Below are 13,071 nucleotides of genomic sequence, written 5' to 3'. Positions count from 1 at the left end.
TAGTCAATGCCAAGATGATGATTGCCCGGCGACAGGGGGTTGCCGGGTACTCGCACTTGAATGATTGGGGGATTATCGTGAAGAAAATCGCGATGTCCGTTTCCGCAGTAGTTGCGGCGCTTGTTTTGGCCGGCTGTGGAGTGTCCACCGAAGAACATGAAGCCGTGCAGGCTTCGGCCGCCGCGGTGACCGTTGAGAAGCAGGAGCTGGAAACCCAGCTGGCTGACACCACGACGAAGCTGACCGCGGCCCAGGCCGAGGCCGACGAGCTGCGCAGCGCAAATGACGAACGCGAAGCAGCGGAAAAGGCGGAGGCCGAGAAGAAGGCCAAGGAGAAGGCAGAGAAGGAAGCCAAGCAGAAAGCCGAAAAGGCCAAGGCCAACAAGGCCAAGAAGATCACCAGCCGTGAGCTGGCACAGATCGTGAAGAAGCCCAGCTCGCACCTGGACAAGAACGTGATTCTCTACGCGCGGGTCACCCAGTTCGACTCGGCCACCGGGCCATGCACCTTCCGCGCCAACGTCAGCCATGCACACGTCGGCAAGTACGACTACGAGCATAATACGATTTTCAACGCCGGCGACGGCCTGGCCAACTGCGACATCCTGGACGATGTCGTGGCCGAAGACATCGTCAAGGTCACCGCAACGGTGTCCGGTTCGCTGACCTACGACACCCAGGTCGGCGGTTCGACCACCGTACCCGAGATGCAGGTCGTGAAGATCACCCGCCTGTAGCGCACAGCAGTTCACCGCACCACCGCGGCAGCCGTTCATCGGCTGCCGCGGTTTTCGCATGGTGCGATTTTTGAAACGCATCGGTAACACGGCGGGAAACAGACCGTTACGCGCGGGCTCGCTTTGTCACGCATTCGAAACGAGCGGTGGAGGAAGGCGAAACATCGGTGGCCAAGAATTATGTATTGAGACGAACGCCGAGTATTCCGGTTAAGTCAACAGAAATTATTCACCGATACACCAAACACCGTGAGGGGATGTGGACTAGATGGAGCTGGATGTCGCCAGTCTTTGGATCTTGATCGCCGCAGCACTCGTTCTACTGATGACACCGGCGCTCGGGCTGTTCTATGGGGGAATGACCCGGGCCACCGGCGTGGTCAACATGATGCTCATGAGCTTCTCCGCGGCGGCCATCACCGCAATCGTCTGGGTGCTGTGGGGGTACTCGTTCTCCGCCGGCGAACCGGCCATCGCTGGAATCATTGGCAACCCGATCAGCGACTTCGCCCTGCACAACACCCCGGAGTCCGGTTTGCTGGCGGCGGGCTTCGCCGGAACCTTCGCCATGATCTCCGTGGCCATCATCTCCGGAGCCATCGCTGACCGTTCTCGCTTCGCCCCGTGGCTGATGTTCGTTCCCCTGTGGGTCACCCTGGTGTACGCGCCGGTCGCGTTCTGGGTCTGGGGCGGCGGCATGCTCTCCGCCGACGGGTTCCTGGGCAAGATCTTCGGTGAAGCCATCGACTTCGCCGGCGGCGCGGTGGTCCACACCAACGCCGGTGTGGCGGCCCTGGTCCTGGCGCTCAAGCTCGGCCAGCGCCACAACTTCCACGACCGCCCGCAGCCGCACAACACCCCGCTGGTGATGCTCGGCGCAGGACTGCTCTGGTTCGGCTGGTTCGGATTCAACGCCGGTGCCGCCACCACCATTGAGCAGGCCGGACTGATCTGGGTCAACACCCTGGCCGCCCCGGGTGCAGCGGTGCTGGGCTGGATCATGGTGGAGAAGCTGCGCGGAGCCCGCCCGAGTTCGCTGGGCGTCGCCTCCGGCCTGGTTTCCGGCCTGGTGGCCATCACCCCGTCTTGCGCTGACATCGCCCCGTGGGCCGCGATGCTGCTGGGCGTGCTGGCCGGCGCCGGCTCGGCCTGGGCCGTGAACCTCAAGTGGAAGCTGGGCTACGACGATTCGCTCGACGTGGTCGGCGTGCACCTGGTCTCCGGCGTCATCGGCACCCTGTTCCTCGGATTCTTCGCCATGCCGACCGCAGAAAGCGCCGGCGGCCTGTTCTACGGCGGCGGATTCGCCCAGCTGGTCTCCCAGTTCATGGCACTGCTGGTGGTCATCGTGTTCTCCGCGGCCATGACCTGGGTCATCGCAACCGTGATCGAGAAGGTCAGCCCGTGGCGAGTCCCGGCCGACATTGAAATCGCCGGCATCGACGCGGCGGAACACAACGAAAGCGGGTACCAGCTGATGACCAAGTAGCCGTTGCCCGCTGGAGAAAAACCAGCTAGACAACATAGGGGAAGGGTCCCGGGACACCGGGGCCCGGACAGAACCGCCGGTGGGCCAAGCAGCCACCGGCGGTTCTGTTTGCTGGGAAAACCTTGGGGTTCCGGCATCTGCCGCTGTGCCGGGACAAGCGCCGCCAGAAAACTCTGGCTATGTGGGCCCGGAGTCGATACGCTGGAGGCCACTTTGGATTTGCAGTTTGGGGACTGGCAAATTATGAAAAGGCGTCATCAGGTAAACCATGAACCGGCCGTTCCGGGGAGGCCGCGCGAAAACAAGCGCGCGCTGTACGGGGCGGCCAGCCTCGTGCTGGCACTGGGCATCTCCGGCACGCTGGCCACACCGCTCATGGCCGGCCCGGATCATTCAAGGGCCGCGGGCATGGAAGCGTCTGCCGCGGCCCTGATGGATTGGGAGGTCACCCGCGACGCGGTCCATGTCGACCCGTACGCCCCGCTGGCGGTGTTCGGAGGTGCTGGACAGGTCCTGGACATCGACGGGCGTCCTTCCTTCATGATGAAAAACGCGCAGCGACCCGGTCCCGCCGCGCCGACTGAGCAGCTGGTCGGCGGCCCGCAGGCCCCCGGCGCGCAGATCCGCGCGGAAAACGCCTCCACCTTGCTGATCGGAGAGGTCGGGCAGATCGGCCGGCTCCCGGGCGGGCTGGAACTGTTGCCGCCGGTCAAGACCCGGCGGATCTCCAGCCCCTACGGGTGGCGCGCGAACCCGACCGGCCCGGGCAACCAGATCCACATCGGCCAGGACTATCCCATCGCCTGCGGGTCCCCGGTATATGCCAGCGAGGACGGCATTGTCACGGTCTCGTCCTGGGCGGGGCACTCCGGCAAACGCATCACCATCGACCACGGCCACAACGTGCAAACCGGCTACAGCCACAATTCGGTGCTCATCGCCGCGGTGGGGCAGCGGGTCAAGCGCGGAGAGCTGATTGCCCGCTCCGGGACCACCGGCAACTCCACGGGCTGCCACGTGCACTTCGAGGTCATCATCAACGGCCGCTGGCACGATCCGCGCAACTACCTGCCGCTGAACCCCGGCCAGGCCCAGGCCATGGTCGACTCCCGCCGGTTGACGGTCAACGCCAACAGCGCGCCGAAGGGCAGCAAGCCTTCGGCGCCGGCGAAGGAACAGAAGCCTTCCAAGGACACGCAGGACAACCCGGATGTCGTGGTGCCCGAGGACGACACCCCGATGGTTCTCAAGCCCAGCCCGGCACCGACCCAAAAACCTCCGTCCAAGGACAAGCCCAGCGCCACACCGAAGCCGAGCGCTACAGCCAAACCCAGCGCTACACCCACGCCGAGCGCTACGCCGAAGCCGACCGAGCCCGCCAAGCCGACCAAGCCGACCAAACCGGCCAAGCCCACCGCGGCGGCAACCGAGGAACCTTCAGCCTCGCCGACCCAGAGCGGCACCGCCACGCCGACTGCGCCCACGCCTCCGGGCAGCGTAAAGCCCGGCGCACCATCCGCGCCGAACGGAACCGCCACGCCGCCGGGCCAGCCGCAAGCGCCCGGCGCGCCGGACACCCCGGTGAAGCCGACCAAGGCTCCTGCGGCTCCGGACACGTCGGCGGCGACGCCTCCCGCCAAGGCGCCGGCCACGCAGAAGAGTCCGGCCGTGGATTCCCCGCTGGCCGCCGAGCCGAGCGAGGCTGCACGCAGCAGCGCCGCGGCAACGGAGCCGGACGCCGTCCAGGAGCAGGAAACTACCGTCCGCACCGCCGGCCGGGTGGACGGGGAATGACCCCTGGGGACGGCCGCCGCCGCCGTGACGCGCCGGAAAACGGATTTCACACGGTCTTGGGTGCGCCGACGGTTAGCCAAGTGTCGGATTGTTGATATTCTTGGTAGTCGAGTCCTGTGCGATTTAACTGCGCACCACAAGACCTATCGAAAGAAGTGCCCGGCACGTGTTTAATTCACTTTCCGATCGCCTGACAGCAACCTTCAAGAACCTGCGCGGCAAGGGCCGCCTGTCCGAGGCAGACATCGACGGTACCGTCCGCGAAATCCGTCGCGCCCTGCTGGACGCTGACGTTGCCGTCCCGGTGGTCCGCGCCTTCGTGGCCCAGGTGAAGGAACGCGCACTCGGCATCGAGGTTTCCGAGTCGCTGAACCCGGGCCAGCAGGTCGTCAAGATCGTCAACGAGGAGCTCGTGGCCATCCTCGGCGGGGAGACCCGCCGGCTGAACCTGGCCAAGAACCCTCCCACGGTGATCATGCTCGCCGGCCTGCAGGGCGCCGGCAAGACCACCCTGGCCGGCAAGCTGGCCAAGCACCTGAAGGCCGAGGGCCACACCCCGATGCTGGTGGCCTGCGACCTGCAGCGCCCGAACGCCGTCAAGCAGCTGCAGATCAACGGCGAACGCGCCGGGGTGCCGGTCTACGCACCGCACCCGGGCGTCTCCTCCGAGTTCGACACCCCGACCGGCGATCCGGTCGCCGTGGCCCGCGACGGCGTGGCCGAGGCCAAGGCCAAGCTGCACGACATCGTGATCGTGGATACCGCCGGCCGCCTGGGCGTGGACACCGAGATGATGGCCCAGGCCGCGAACATCCGCGCCGCCATCGACCCGGATGAAGTGCTCTTCGTCATCGACGCCATGATCGGCCAGGACGCGGTCAATACCGCCCAGGCCTTCCACGAGGGCGTGGACTTCACCGGCGTGGTCCTGTCCAAGCTGGACGGCGACGCCCGCGGCGGCGCCGCCCTGTCGGTGGCCTCGGTGACCGGCAAGCCGGTCATGTTCGCCTCCACCGGCGAGAACCTGGACGACTTCGAGGTCTTCCACCCGGACCGCATGGCCAGCCGCATCCTGGACATGGGCGACGTGCTCACCTTGATCGAGCAGGCGGAGAAGAACTGGGACAAGGGCGAAGCCGAGCGGATGGCGAAGAAGTTCGCCGACCAGGAAGACTTCACCCTGGACGACTTCCTCGCCCAGATGGCCCAGATCAAGAAGATGGGCTCGATGAAGAAGCTGCTGGGCATGATGCCCGGCGCGCAGATCTCCCGCCAGCAGCTCGAGCAGTTCGACGAGCGCCAGATCGACCGCGTCGAGGCCATCGTGCGCTCGATGACCCCGCACGAGCGCGTGGCCCCGAAGATCATCAACGGCTCGCGCCGCGCCCGCATCGCCAAGGGTTCGGGTGTCGCCGTTTCCGAGGTCAACCAGATGCTCGAGCGCTTCGCCGAAGCCCAGAAGATGATGAAGAAGATGGCCGCCGGCGGCGGCATCCCGGGCATGCCCGGCGCCGGCAAGGGCGCGGCCCGCAAGGCGAAGGCCAAGGGCAAGGGCAAGAAGCAGGTCAAGTACGGCAACCCGGCCAAGGCCGCGCAGGCACAGCTGGAATCCTCGCAGAAGAAGGCCTCCGCGCCCTCCGGCGCCGCCTTCGGCCAGGGCGCCCAGGACTTCGACCCCTCGAGCCTGAACCTGCCGGCGGGCTTCGAGAAGTACCTTGGCAAGAAGTAGCCACGAGTCGCCACAGGGCGGCGGCCAGCCCGAAACGCTGGTCGCCGCCCTGACTCTTATCTTCGACAACACCCCCGGGGCGCAGGCCGAAGCGGCGGTGCGCACGCTGCTGGCCGAGCGCGAGGTGCTGGCGCTGGTCTCCGAGCCGGCGCCGTGGAACGGGCTGGTGCTCATCGAGGTCGGCATCGCAGTTAACCCGGAGGGGCTGATCCTGCTGGCCGCCGCCGACGGGAGCACCCGGCTGGGGCAGCAGGTGGAGGACTTCGCGCTGGCGCTGAAGTTCGGCACCGGCGCCCTGTATGCGGACCAGGACGACGTCGAGGCCCAAAGCGGGGAACCGATCCAGGATGCCCGCCTCGAAGAGATGCCCTCAGGGCGCACGCTGCTGGCCGGAGCGCTGACCGAGCCGGACCTGCAGCTGCTGGCCGCAGCCTCCAAAACCGCGTGGCACCTGCTGCCTCCCGAGGATCCGCAGCGCACCGCCGTCGCGGTGCACGACGGCTTCCTGATCGGCGGCTATCTGGACGGCGACCAGTATCCGGCCATCATGCTCAGCCGCACCGGCCCGCGCTACACCGCCAGCTTCTGGTTCCCGAAACAGAGCTCCAAGCTGGGCGGGGAACCTGCCTGGGTGCACATCTGGCCGGTAGCCGCCAGCCCTGCGGTGCAGCATCCGGCCGGCACCGACGCCCGGGAGCAGCTGCAGGTGCTTGAAACCCACTACTTGGCCCCCGACCCCGCGGAACTGGACGAGCTGGGCACCATGAAGGTCTCGGCGCAGGACATCGAGATCCTGAAACGCGTGCTCACCGGCACCGGCGGCCCGCAGGCCGCGCAGCAGGTGCTCGCGGCCTTCGGCCACGACCCCGAGTCCGCGCGGTACCTGCAGGAGCCCGGCGTGCCGGCCGGCTCGACGCCGATTGAACCGATGGGCCTGGGCAAGGCCATGGGCCGAGCCATGGCGATGGAAGCACGCAAGAGCAGCGCCGCCCCGCGCTGGTTCAACCCGCTGTCCTGGAAACCCGGCCTGCAGCTGGCCTGGGGCGTGATCGAGGCGCTGGTCTTCTCGCTGATGCTCGCAGGCACCGAGTGGGACCGCCCCTGGGCTCCGGCCTGGCTGGTGGTCCTCATCCTGGCGGTGGGCTACGTGGACGCCGCCGGGAACCTGGTGTTCGGCGCGGTGCGCTGGATCCGGGGCCGGCGCCGGCGCTAGCCAAGGCAGTGCGCGGGTTAATCCGCGGCGGGCGCCCGCAGCGCGCCTATGATTAAAACAAGCACCCGACCCACCCATCCCAAAGGGGTTTACCTTCGTGGATTCCAGCGAGTTCAGCTACCTCGACATCGAGTTCATTTTCCTGGGCGACCAGCCCGAGGCGGCCGACGTGGTGCGCACCGCCCTGGCGGACCGGCGCCTGCTGGGCTTCGTCGGCGGCGCCGTGGAACGCGAGCACGCCACCGAGGTCGCGGCGCAGATCGCCACGGTCAGCCCCGCCCGCGACGCGGTGCTCTACCGCGTGGACGCCAGGGGCAAGCTGCGCGAAGGCTCCCGGGTCACCAAGCTGGTGCACGAGCTGAAGAACTCCACGCAAGCCGACTACGTGCTGCTGGACGGCGAGGAAATCGACGGCCCGACCCCGGATGAGGACGTGCTGGGCGACTACGGGTCCGCCACCGAACTGGTGCACGGCCGCAAGCTCAAGGGCTCCGAGCTGGTGGTCGCCGCCGGGCTGGAGGAGAACGTGCTCACCCTGTGGAACCACGGCACCGGGCTGATGGCCATGTCCGCCGCACCGGTGGACACCGTGACCATCGCGCGCTCCAACCGCCCCTTCCTCTCGCTGACCCGCCACGGCAACACGCTCAGCGCGCTGGTCACCGGCGTCGGTTCCCGGCGCAGCTACTTCCCGAAGTCGGTGCGCTACTTCGTGGACCTGGAACGCACCGTGATCATCGAGCCGGAATCCGGCAGCCCGGCCGCGGACCGGCTGGCCGAGCTGGATGCCTCGCTGCTGGGCTGGGAGACGGAAGACGACCAAACCCTGGGCGAAATCATCAGCGACCAGTCCAAGCTCCAGGAAGCGCTCGCGCTGGTCAAGGCGCCGGGCAACCTGAAGAACCTCAAGCGCTTCGTGGCCCTGCTGGGCTTCGACCCGCGCAGCGTGGACTACCTGACGGGCAAGCCGCTGCCGGAGAACATCCGGGTGGTCGCCACCGGCGGCCCGGTCAAGACCCTCAAGGCCGCCCTGGCCGAGCACGAGCGGGAAGCCAGCGGCATCGCCAAGCTGCTCTACCGCGGCGGCTGGGGCCCGAAGGCGCTGATCACCTCCAGCTTGGCGGTGCTCGGTTCCGGGGCGCTGGCCCACCTGGCCCTGGCCAAGTGCCCCAAGCTGTCCTCCGTGCCCAAGCCGCTGCGCAACCTGCTGATGATCGCCTGGTACGCCGACGGGCTGTACTACCTGGGCAAGGGACTGCTCGGCGCGGCGAAGGCGCGCAGCAAGTAGCCGGCGCCCGGCGCCAACGCCCGAGGGGCCCGGACAGCGTGGCTGTCCGGGCCCCTCGGGCCATTTCGCATCCCGGGGATCAGCCCAGGGACTTCAGCGACGGGAAATCGGTGTCCCGGTATTCCTTCGGCGGCACCTTGCCCTGGGCGTGCTGGTCGCTTTCGGCCAGGCGCAGCTCCACCCGGCGGATCTTGCCCGAGATGGTTTTGGGCAGCTCGGAGAATTCCAGCCGGCGGATGCGCTTGTAGGGGGCCAGGTTCACGCGGCAGTAGCCAAGGATGCTTTCGGCGGTCTGCGCGGACGGCTCGTGGCCGGGCGCCAGCACCACAAACACCTTCGGCACCGACAGCTTCATCGGATCCGGCGAGGGCACCACGGCGGCCTCGGCGACGGCCGGGTGCTCCAGCACCACCGATTCCAGCTCGAAGGGGCTGAGCTTGTAGTCGCTGGACTTGAACACGTCATCCGCGCGGCCCACATAGGTCAGCACCCCCTCGGCGTCGCGTTCGGCGATGTCCCCGGTGTGGTAGACCCCGTTGCGGGTCGCGGTGTCGGTTTTCGCCTGGTCCTCGAAGTAGCCCTTCATCAGGCCCACCGGCCGCGGATCCAGCCGCAGGCAGATCTCTCCCACCTCCGCCAGCTGGCCGGTGGTCGGGTTGCGCAGCTCGATCTCGTAGCCGGGCATCGGGCGGCCCATGGCGCCCACCTTGACGGCTTCTCCCGGGGGGTTGGCGATCTGCACGGTGGTTTCGGTCTGCCCGTAGCCGTCGCGGATCACCTGGCCCCAGGCGTTGCGCACCTGCTCAATGACCTCGCGGTTCAGCGGTTCGCCGGCGGAGACCAGCTTGCGCGGGGGAGTGCGCAGCGCCGAGAGGTCGGCCTGGATCAGGTAGCGCCACACGGTGGGCGGGGCGCAGAAGCTGGTGACGTTCTCGACATCCATCTGGTGCATCAGCGCCTTGGGATCGAAGCGCTCGTAGTTGTAGACGAACACCGTCGCCTCGGCGATCCACGGGCCGAAGAAGTTGGACCACGCATGCTTGCCCCAGCCGGGGGAGGCGACGTTCAGGTGCACGTCGCCCGGTTCCAGCCCGATCCAGAACATGGTCGCCAGGTGCCCCACGGGGTAGGACACGTGGGTGTGCTGCACCAGCTTGGCCAGCGAGGTGGTGCCGGAGGTGAAGTAGAGCAGCAGGGTCTCATCCGCGCGCGTGGGCGTGTCCAGGGCGAACTGCGCCGGAGCCTGGAGCGAGTCATCGAAGTGCAGGGTGCCCGCGGCGGCCTCGCCGCGCACCTGGACGGTGGTGTAGTCCCCGGGCACCTGCTCAAGCTTGGGCAGCTGGTCGTAGCTGGTGACGATCCACTGGGCCTTGCCGCGTTCGATCCGGTCGGCCAGGTCCACGCTGGTCAGCTGCGTGGTGGAGGGGATGATCACGGCGCCCAGCTTCATGCCCGCGAGCATGATCTCCCACAGCGCCACCTCGTTGCCGAGCATCACGATCATGGTGTCCTGGCGCTTGAACCCGTTCTCCGAAAGCCAGCGCGCCACCTGGGTGGAGCGCCGCGAGAGTTCGGCCCAGCTGTAGCGTGCGCTGCTGCCGTCCGGCTCGGTGAGGATCAGCGCCGGGGTGTCAGAGCGGGCGGGATCCTTGGCTACCTCGTCGAACCAGTCGTAGGCGAAGTTGAAGTCGCTGAACTGGGGCCAGCTGAAGGCCTTGCGCGCACCGGCGTAGTCGTCGCGGTGGGCCAGGAGGAGGTCGCGCGCCGCACGGAACTTCTCGGTGTTACTCATGGGAGTCCTTTCCGCGGCAGGCAGACTGCACGGACAGCAGGGTGAACGTTTCTGTGTTCAATATACTCTGGTGCTCACTATGGACGAATTGTTGCGTCAGGTTGTGCGGTCGACTTGCACAACACCGGCAATATTGATCAAAACACGGTTGCGGCGGGTGCGCCGCTCCGGCGCTGCGGGCTAGCTGGAGGACAATCCCGGGAAATCGGTGTCCCGGTATTCCCTGCCCGGGGCGTCCCCGGTGCGGTGGCGTTCCTCCTCGGCCCGTCGCAGCTCGACCCGGCGGATCTTGCCCGAGATGGTTTTGGGCAGTTCCGCGAATTCAAGGCGCCGGATCCGCTTGTAGGCGGCCAGGTGCTCGCGGCAGTAGGCCAGGATGCTCTCGGCCAGCTCGGCTCCGGCGGTGTAGCCGGCGGCCGGCACCACATAGGCCTTGGGCACGGACAGCCTCAGGTCGTCCGGCGCGGGAACCACCGCCGCCTCGCCGACCCCCGGATGCTCGATGAGCACCGATTCGAGCTCGAAGGGGCTGAGCTTGTAGTCGCTGGACTTGAACACGTCATCGGCCCGCCCCACATAGGTGAGCACCCCGTGCTCGTCCCGTTCGGCGATGTCCCCGGTGTGGTAGACCCCGTCGCGGAAGGCCTGCGCGGTTTTCTCCGCGTCCTCGAAGTAGCCGTTCATCAGCCCCAGCGGCCGCGGATCGGTGACCAGGCAGATCTCCCCGGTGTCCGATTCCTGCCCGGTCAGCGGGTCGCGCAGCACCACCTGGTAGCCGGGCATCGGCCGTCCCATGGCACCGATGACGATGCGCTCTCCGGGCGGGTTGGCGATCTGCACGGTGGTTTCGGTCTGCCCGAAGCCGTCGCGGATCACCTGGCCCCAGGCGCGCTGCACCTGGTCGATGACCTCGGCGTTCAGCGGCTCCCCGGCCGAGACCAGCTTGGCCGGGGGAGTCTCCAGCTGGGTCAGGTCCGCCTGGATCAGCAGCCGCCACACGGTAGGCGGGGCGCAGAAGCTGGTGACCTTCTCGCGGGCCATCTGCTCCATCAGCGCCGTCGCGTCGAAGCGCTCGTAGTTGTAGACGAAGACTGTCGCCTCCGCGATCCACGGGGTGAACAGGTTGGACCAGGCGTGTTTGGCCCAGCCGGGGGAGGCGACGTTCAGGTGCACGTCCCCGGGCTCCAGGCCGATCCAGAACATCGTGCTCAGGTGCCCCACCGGGTAGGAGACGTGGGTGTGCTCCACCAGCTTGGCCCGGGAGGTGGTGCCGGAGGTGAAGTAGCGCAGCAGCGGCTCCTCGGCGCGGGTCGGGGTATCCAGGGCGAACTCCACCGGCACGGTGAAGGAATCCGCGTAGGATAGCGATCCCGCGGCCGGGGTCCCGCCGATCTGCACCAGCGTGAAGTCCCCGTCCAGCGAGGCGAACTTGGGGGTCTCGGCCTCGTTGGTGATGACCCAGGAGACGTGGCCGCGCTGGATGCGGTCGTCCAGGTCGGCCGGGGTCAGCTGGGTGGTGCAGGGGACCAGGATGGCGCCGAGCTTGATGCCCGCCAGCATGGTTTCCCACAGTTCCACCTGGTTGCCCAGCATCACCGCGATGGAATCAGAACGGCGCACCCCGGCATCGCTGAGCCAGCGGGCCAGCTGGGTGGAGCGCTCAGACAGCTCGCGCCAGGTGCGCCGGGTGGAGGAGCCGTCCATCTCGGTGATCACCAGCGCCGGGGCGTCCGCGCGCTGCGGGTCGGCGGCGACCTGGTCGAACCAGTCGAAGCCGAAGTTGAAGTGGGTGAAGCGCGGCCAGGAGAACTGCTCGCAGGCGAGCTGGTAGTCTTCGCGCCACGCGATCAGCTGATCCCGTACCGTGCGGAATTCCTCGGTCACGCTCATGTGTATCCTCCAGCTCGCAGATTCCCCGCCCCCTGAGAGTGACGGCGGTCACTGGCCAATATACTTTGACGTCCTACCAAAGGGGAAGAGCCTGCCTGGCTCGGAGTGTTGCGACCGGGGTGGAATTCAGGGACGTGGGCCACATTTCACGATAAAGCTTGAAGCTTCAACTAAAGAGGCGTAGTCTGAAATCAAGGAAGATGACCCACCCGCAGAAAGGACGCCGACCATGGCACCCCTGAAGGAAGACAAGCTCCCCGAGCAGCTGTCGATGAATGCCGTGCAGCTCAAGGTCGGCGACCTGGACACCATGAGCACCTACTACCAGCAGGCCCTGGGCCTGGAAGTGCTCAAGGAAAGCGCCGCCGGCACCAGCCTCGGACGCGGCGCCGAAACCCTGGTCCAACTCACACCGGCCCCCGGTCTGCAACTGCCGGCCCGCGGCGAAGCAGGCCTGTTTCACACCGCCCTGCTGTTCAAGACCCAGGCTGATTTGGCCGCCACCGTGCTGTCCGCCGCGCAGTACAACCAGAGCAGCTTCGTGGGCAGCTCGGACCACCTGGTCTCCGAAGCCTTCTACTTCACCGATCCGGAAGGCAACGGCATCGAGCTCTACTTCGACCGCCCGCGCGAGACCTGGACCTGGACCGGAGACCAGGTCTCCATGGACACCATCTACCTGGATCCGAACAACTTCCTGAACACCCACCTGACCGAGGAAGCGGTCACCGGGCAGAAGCAGGCCGGCGCGGATGTCGGCCACGTCCACCTGCAGGTCGGCGACGTCGCCACCGCCCACCAGTTCTACGTCCAGACCCTGGGCTTCGACCAGACCGCCGCCCTGGGCAACCAGGCGCTGTTCGTCTCCGCCGGCGGCTACCACCACCACATGGCCATGAACGTCTGGAATTCCCGCGGCGCAGGACCCCGCAAGGACACCCTGGGCCTGGGCGAGGTGCTGATCAACGTCCCGACCCAGGACGAGATCGGCAAGATCGCCGAACGCCTGGACTTCGCGGGCGTGCAGAACCACCACACCGGCTCCGAGCTGCAGTTCAAGGATCCGTGGAACAACCAGCTGCGCGTCGCCGTGCGCTAGGAGCCAGCCCGAAGCCTTCGAGCACGCACAACGAATGGGT

Annotated in this window: 9 protein-coding genes; 7 read left to right on the top strand and 2 right to left on the bottom strand. The window is 67.2% G+C overall.

What is annotated here, in order from left to right; translation table 11 throughout:
• The first annotated feature begins 77 nt into the window (after positions 1–77).
• From IEY43_RS06635 to IEY43_RS06610, 6 genes are all read left to right on the top strand, one after another.
• Positions 78–737: a hypothetical protein gene (locus IEY43_RS06635; RefSeq protein WP_188947827.1), complete on the top strand. Its 660-nt coding sequence runs from the start codon at positions 78–80 to the stop codon at positions 735–737.
• Positions 738–1,005: 268 nt separating this feature from the next.
• A complete protein-coding gene (locus IEY43_RS06630; RefSeq protein ID WP_188947826.1) occupies positions 1,006–2,226 on the top strand; it encodes an ammonium transporter in 1,221 nt (406 codons plus the stop codon).
• Positions 2,227–2,469: 243 nt separating this feature from the next.
• Positions 2,470–4,020: a M23 family metallopeptidase gene (locus tag IEY43_RS06625; RefSeq protein ID WP_188947825.1), complete on the top strand. Its 1,551-nt coding sequence runs from the start codon at positions 2,470–2,472 to the stop codon at positions 4,018–4,020.
• 166 nt (positions 4,021–4,186) lie between these two features.
• On the top strand, positions 4,187–5,749 hold the full coding sequence (ffh, locus tag IEY43_RS06620; protein WP_188947824.1) for a signal recognition particle protein: 1,563 nt from the start codon (positions 4,187–4,189) through the stop codon (positions 5,747–5,749).
• Positions 5,736–6,962, top strand: coding sequence for a hypothetical protein (locus IEY43_RS06615; protein WP_188947823.1), 1,227 nt, complete (start codon positions 5,736–5,738; stop codon positions 6,960–6,962). Before ffh ends, IEY43_RS06615 begins: the two co-directional genes overlap by 14 nt.
• A gap of 97 nt (positions 6,963–7,059) precedes the next feature.
• Positions 7,060–8,250, top strand: coding sequence for a hypothetical protein (locus tag IEY43_RS06610; RefSeq protein WP_188947822.1), 1,191 nt, complete (start codon positions 7,060–7,062; stop codon positions 8,248–8,250).
• Between the two features lie 79 nt (positions 8,251–8,329).
• Here the strand turns inward: IEY43_RS06610 and IEY43_RS06605 are convergent, their stop codons facing one another.
• Positions 8,330–10,042, bottom strand: coding sequence for an AMP-binding protein (locus IEY43_RS06605; RefSeq protein WP_188947821.1), 1,713 nt, complete (start codon positions 10,040–10,042; stop codon positions 8,330–8,332).
• Between the two features lie 180 nt (positions 10,043–10,222).
• A complete protein-coding gene (locus IEY43_RS06600; RefSeq protein WP_188947820.1) occupies positions 10,223–11,932 on the bottom strand; it encodes an AMP-binding protein in 1,710 nt (569 codons plus the stop codon).
• A 229-nt stretch (positions 11,933–12,161) separates the two neighbouring features.
• On the opposite strand from IEY43_RS06600, the gene IEY43_RS06595 reads away from it, so the two are divergent.
• Positions 12,162–13,031 carry a VOC family protein gene (locus IEY43_RS06595; protein WP_188947819.1) on the top strand — a complete coding sequence of 290 codons (870 nt, stop codon included), beginning with the start codon at positions 12,162–12,164 and terminating at the stop codon, positions 13,029–13,031.
• The last annotated feature ends 40 nt before the right edge of the window (positions 13,032–13,071 follow it).

This window comes from Glutamicibacter protophormiae (genome assembly GCF_014647495.1).
In the GTDB taxonomy this organism is placed as follows: domain Bacteria; phylum Actinomycetota; class Actinomycetes; order Actinomycetales; family Micrococcaceae; genus Glutamicibacter; species Glutamicibacter protophormiae.
The sequence above is the reverse complement of the archived record's forward strand: the minus strand, read 5'-3'. Positions and strand labels throughout refer to the sequence as shown.

Bases quoted from the DNA above. Each gene is read 5' to 3' on its own strand.
- IEY43_RS06630 (WP_188947826.1), top strand. From the start codon at position 1,006: ATGGAGCTGGATGTCGCCAGTCTTTGGATCTTGATCGCCGCAGCACTC.
- IEY43_RS06625 (WP_188947825.1), top strand. From the start codon at position 2,470: ATGAAAAGGCGTCATCAGGTAAACCATGAACCGGCCGTTCCGGGGAGG.
- IEY43_RS06605 (WP_188947821.1), bottom strand. From the start codon at position 10,042: ATGAGTAACACCGAGAAGTTCCGTGCGGCGCGCGACCTCCTCCTGGCC.
- IEY43_RS06600 (WP_188947820.1), bottom strand. From the start codon at position 11,932: ATGAGCGTGACCGAGGAATTCCGCACGGTACGGGATCAGCTGATCGCG.
- IEY43_RS06595 (WP_188947819.1), top strand. From the start codon at position 12,162: ATGGCACCCCTGAAGGAAGACAAGCTCCCCGAGCAGCTGTCGATGAAT.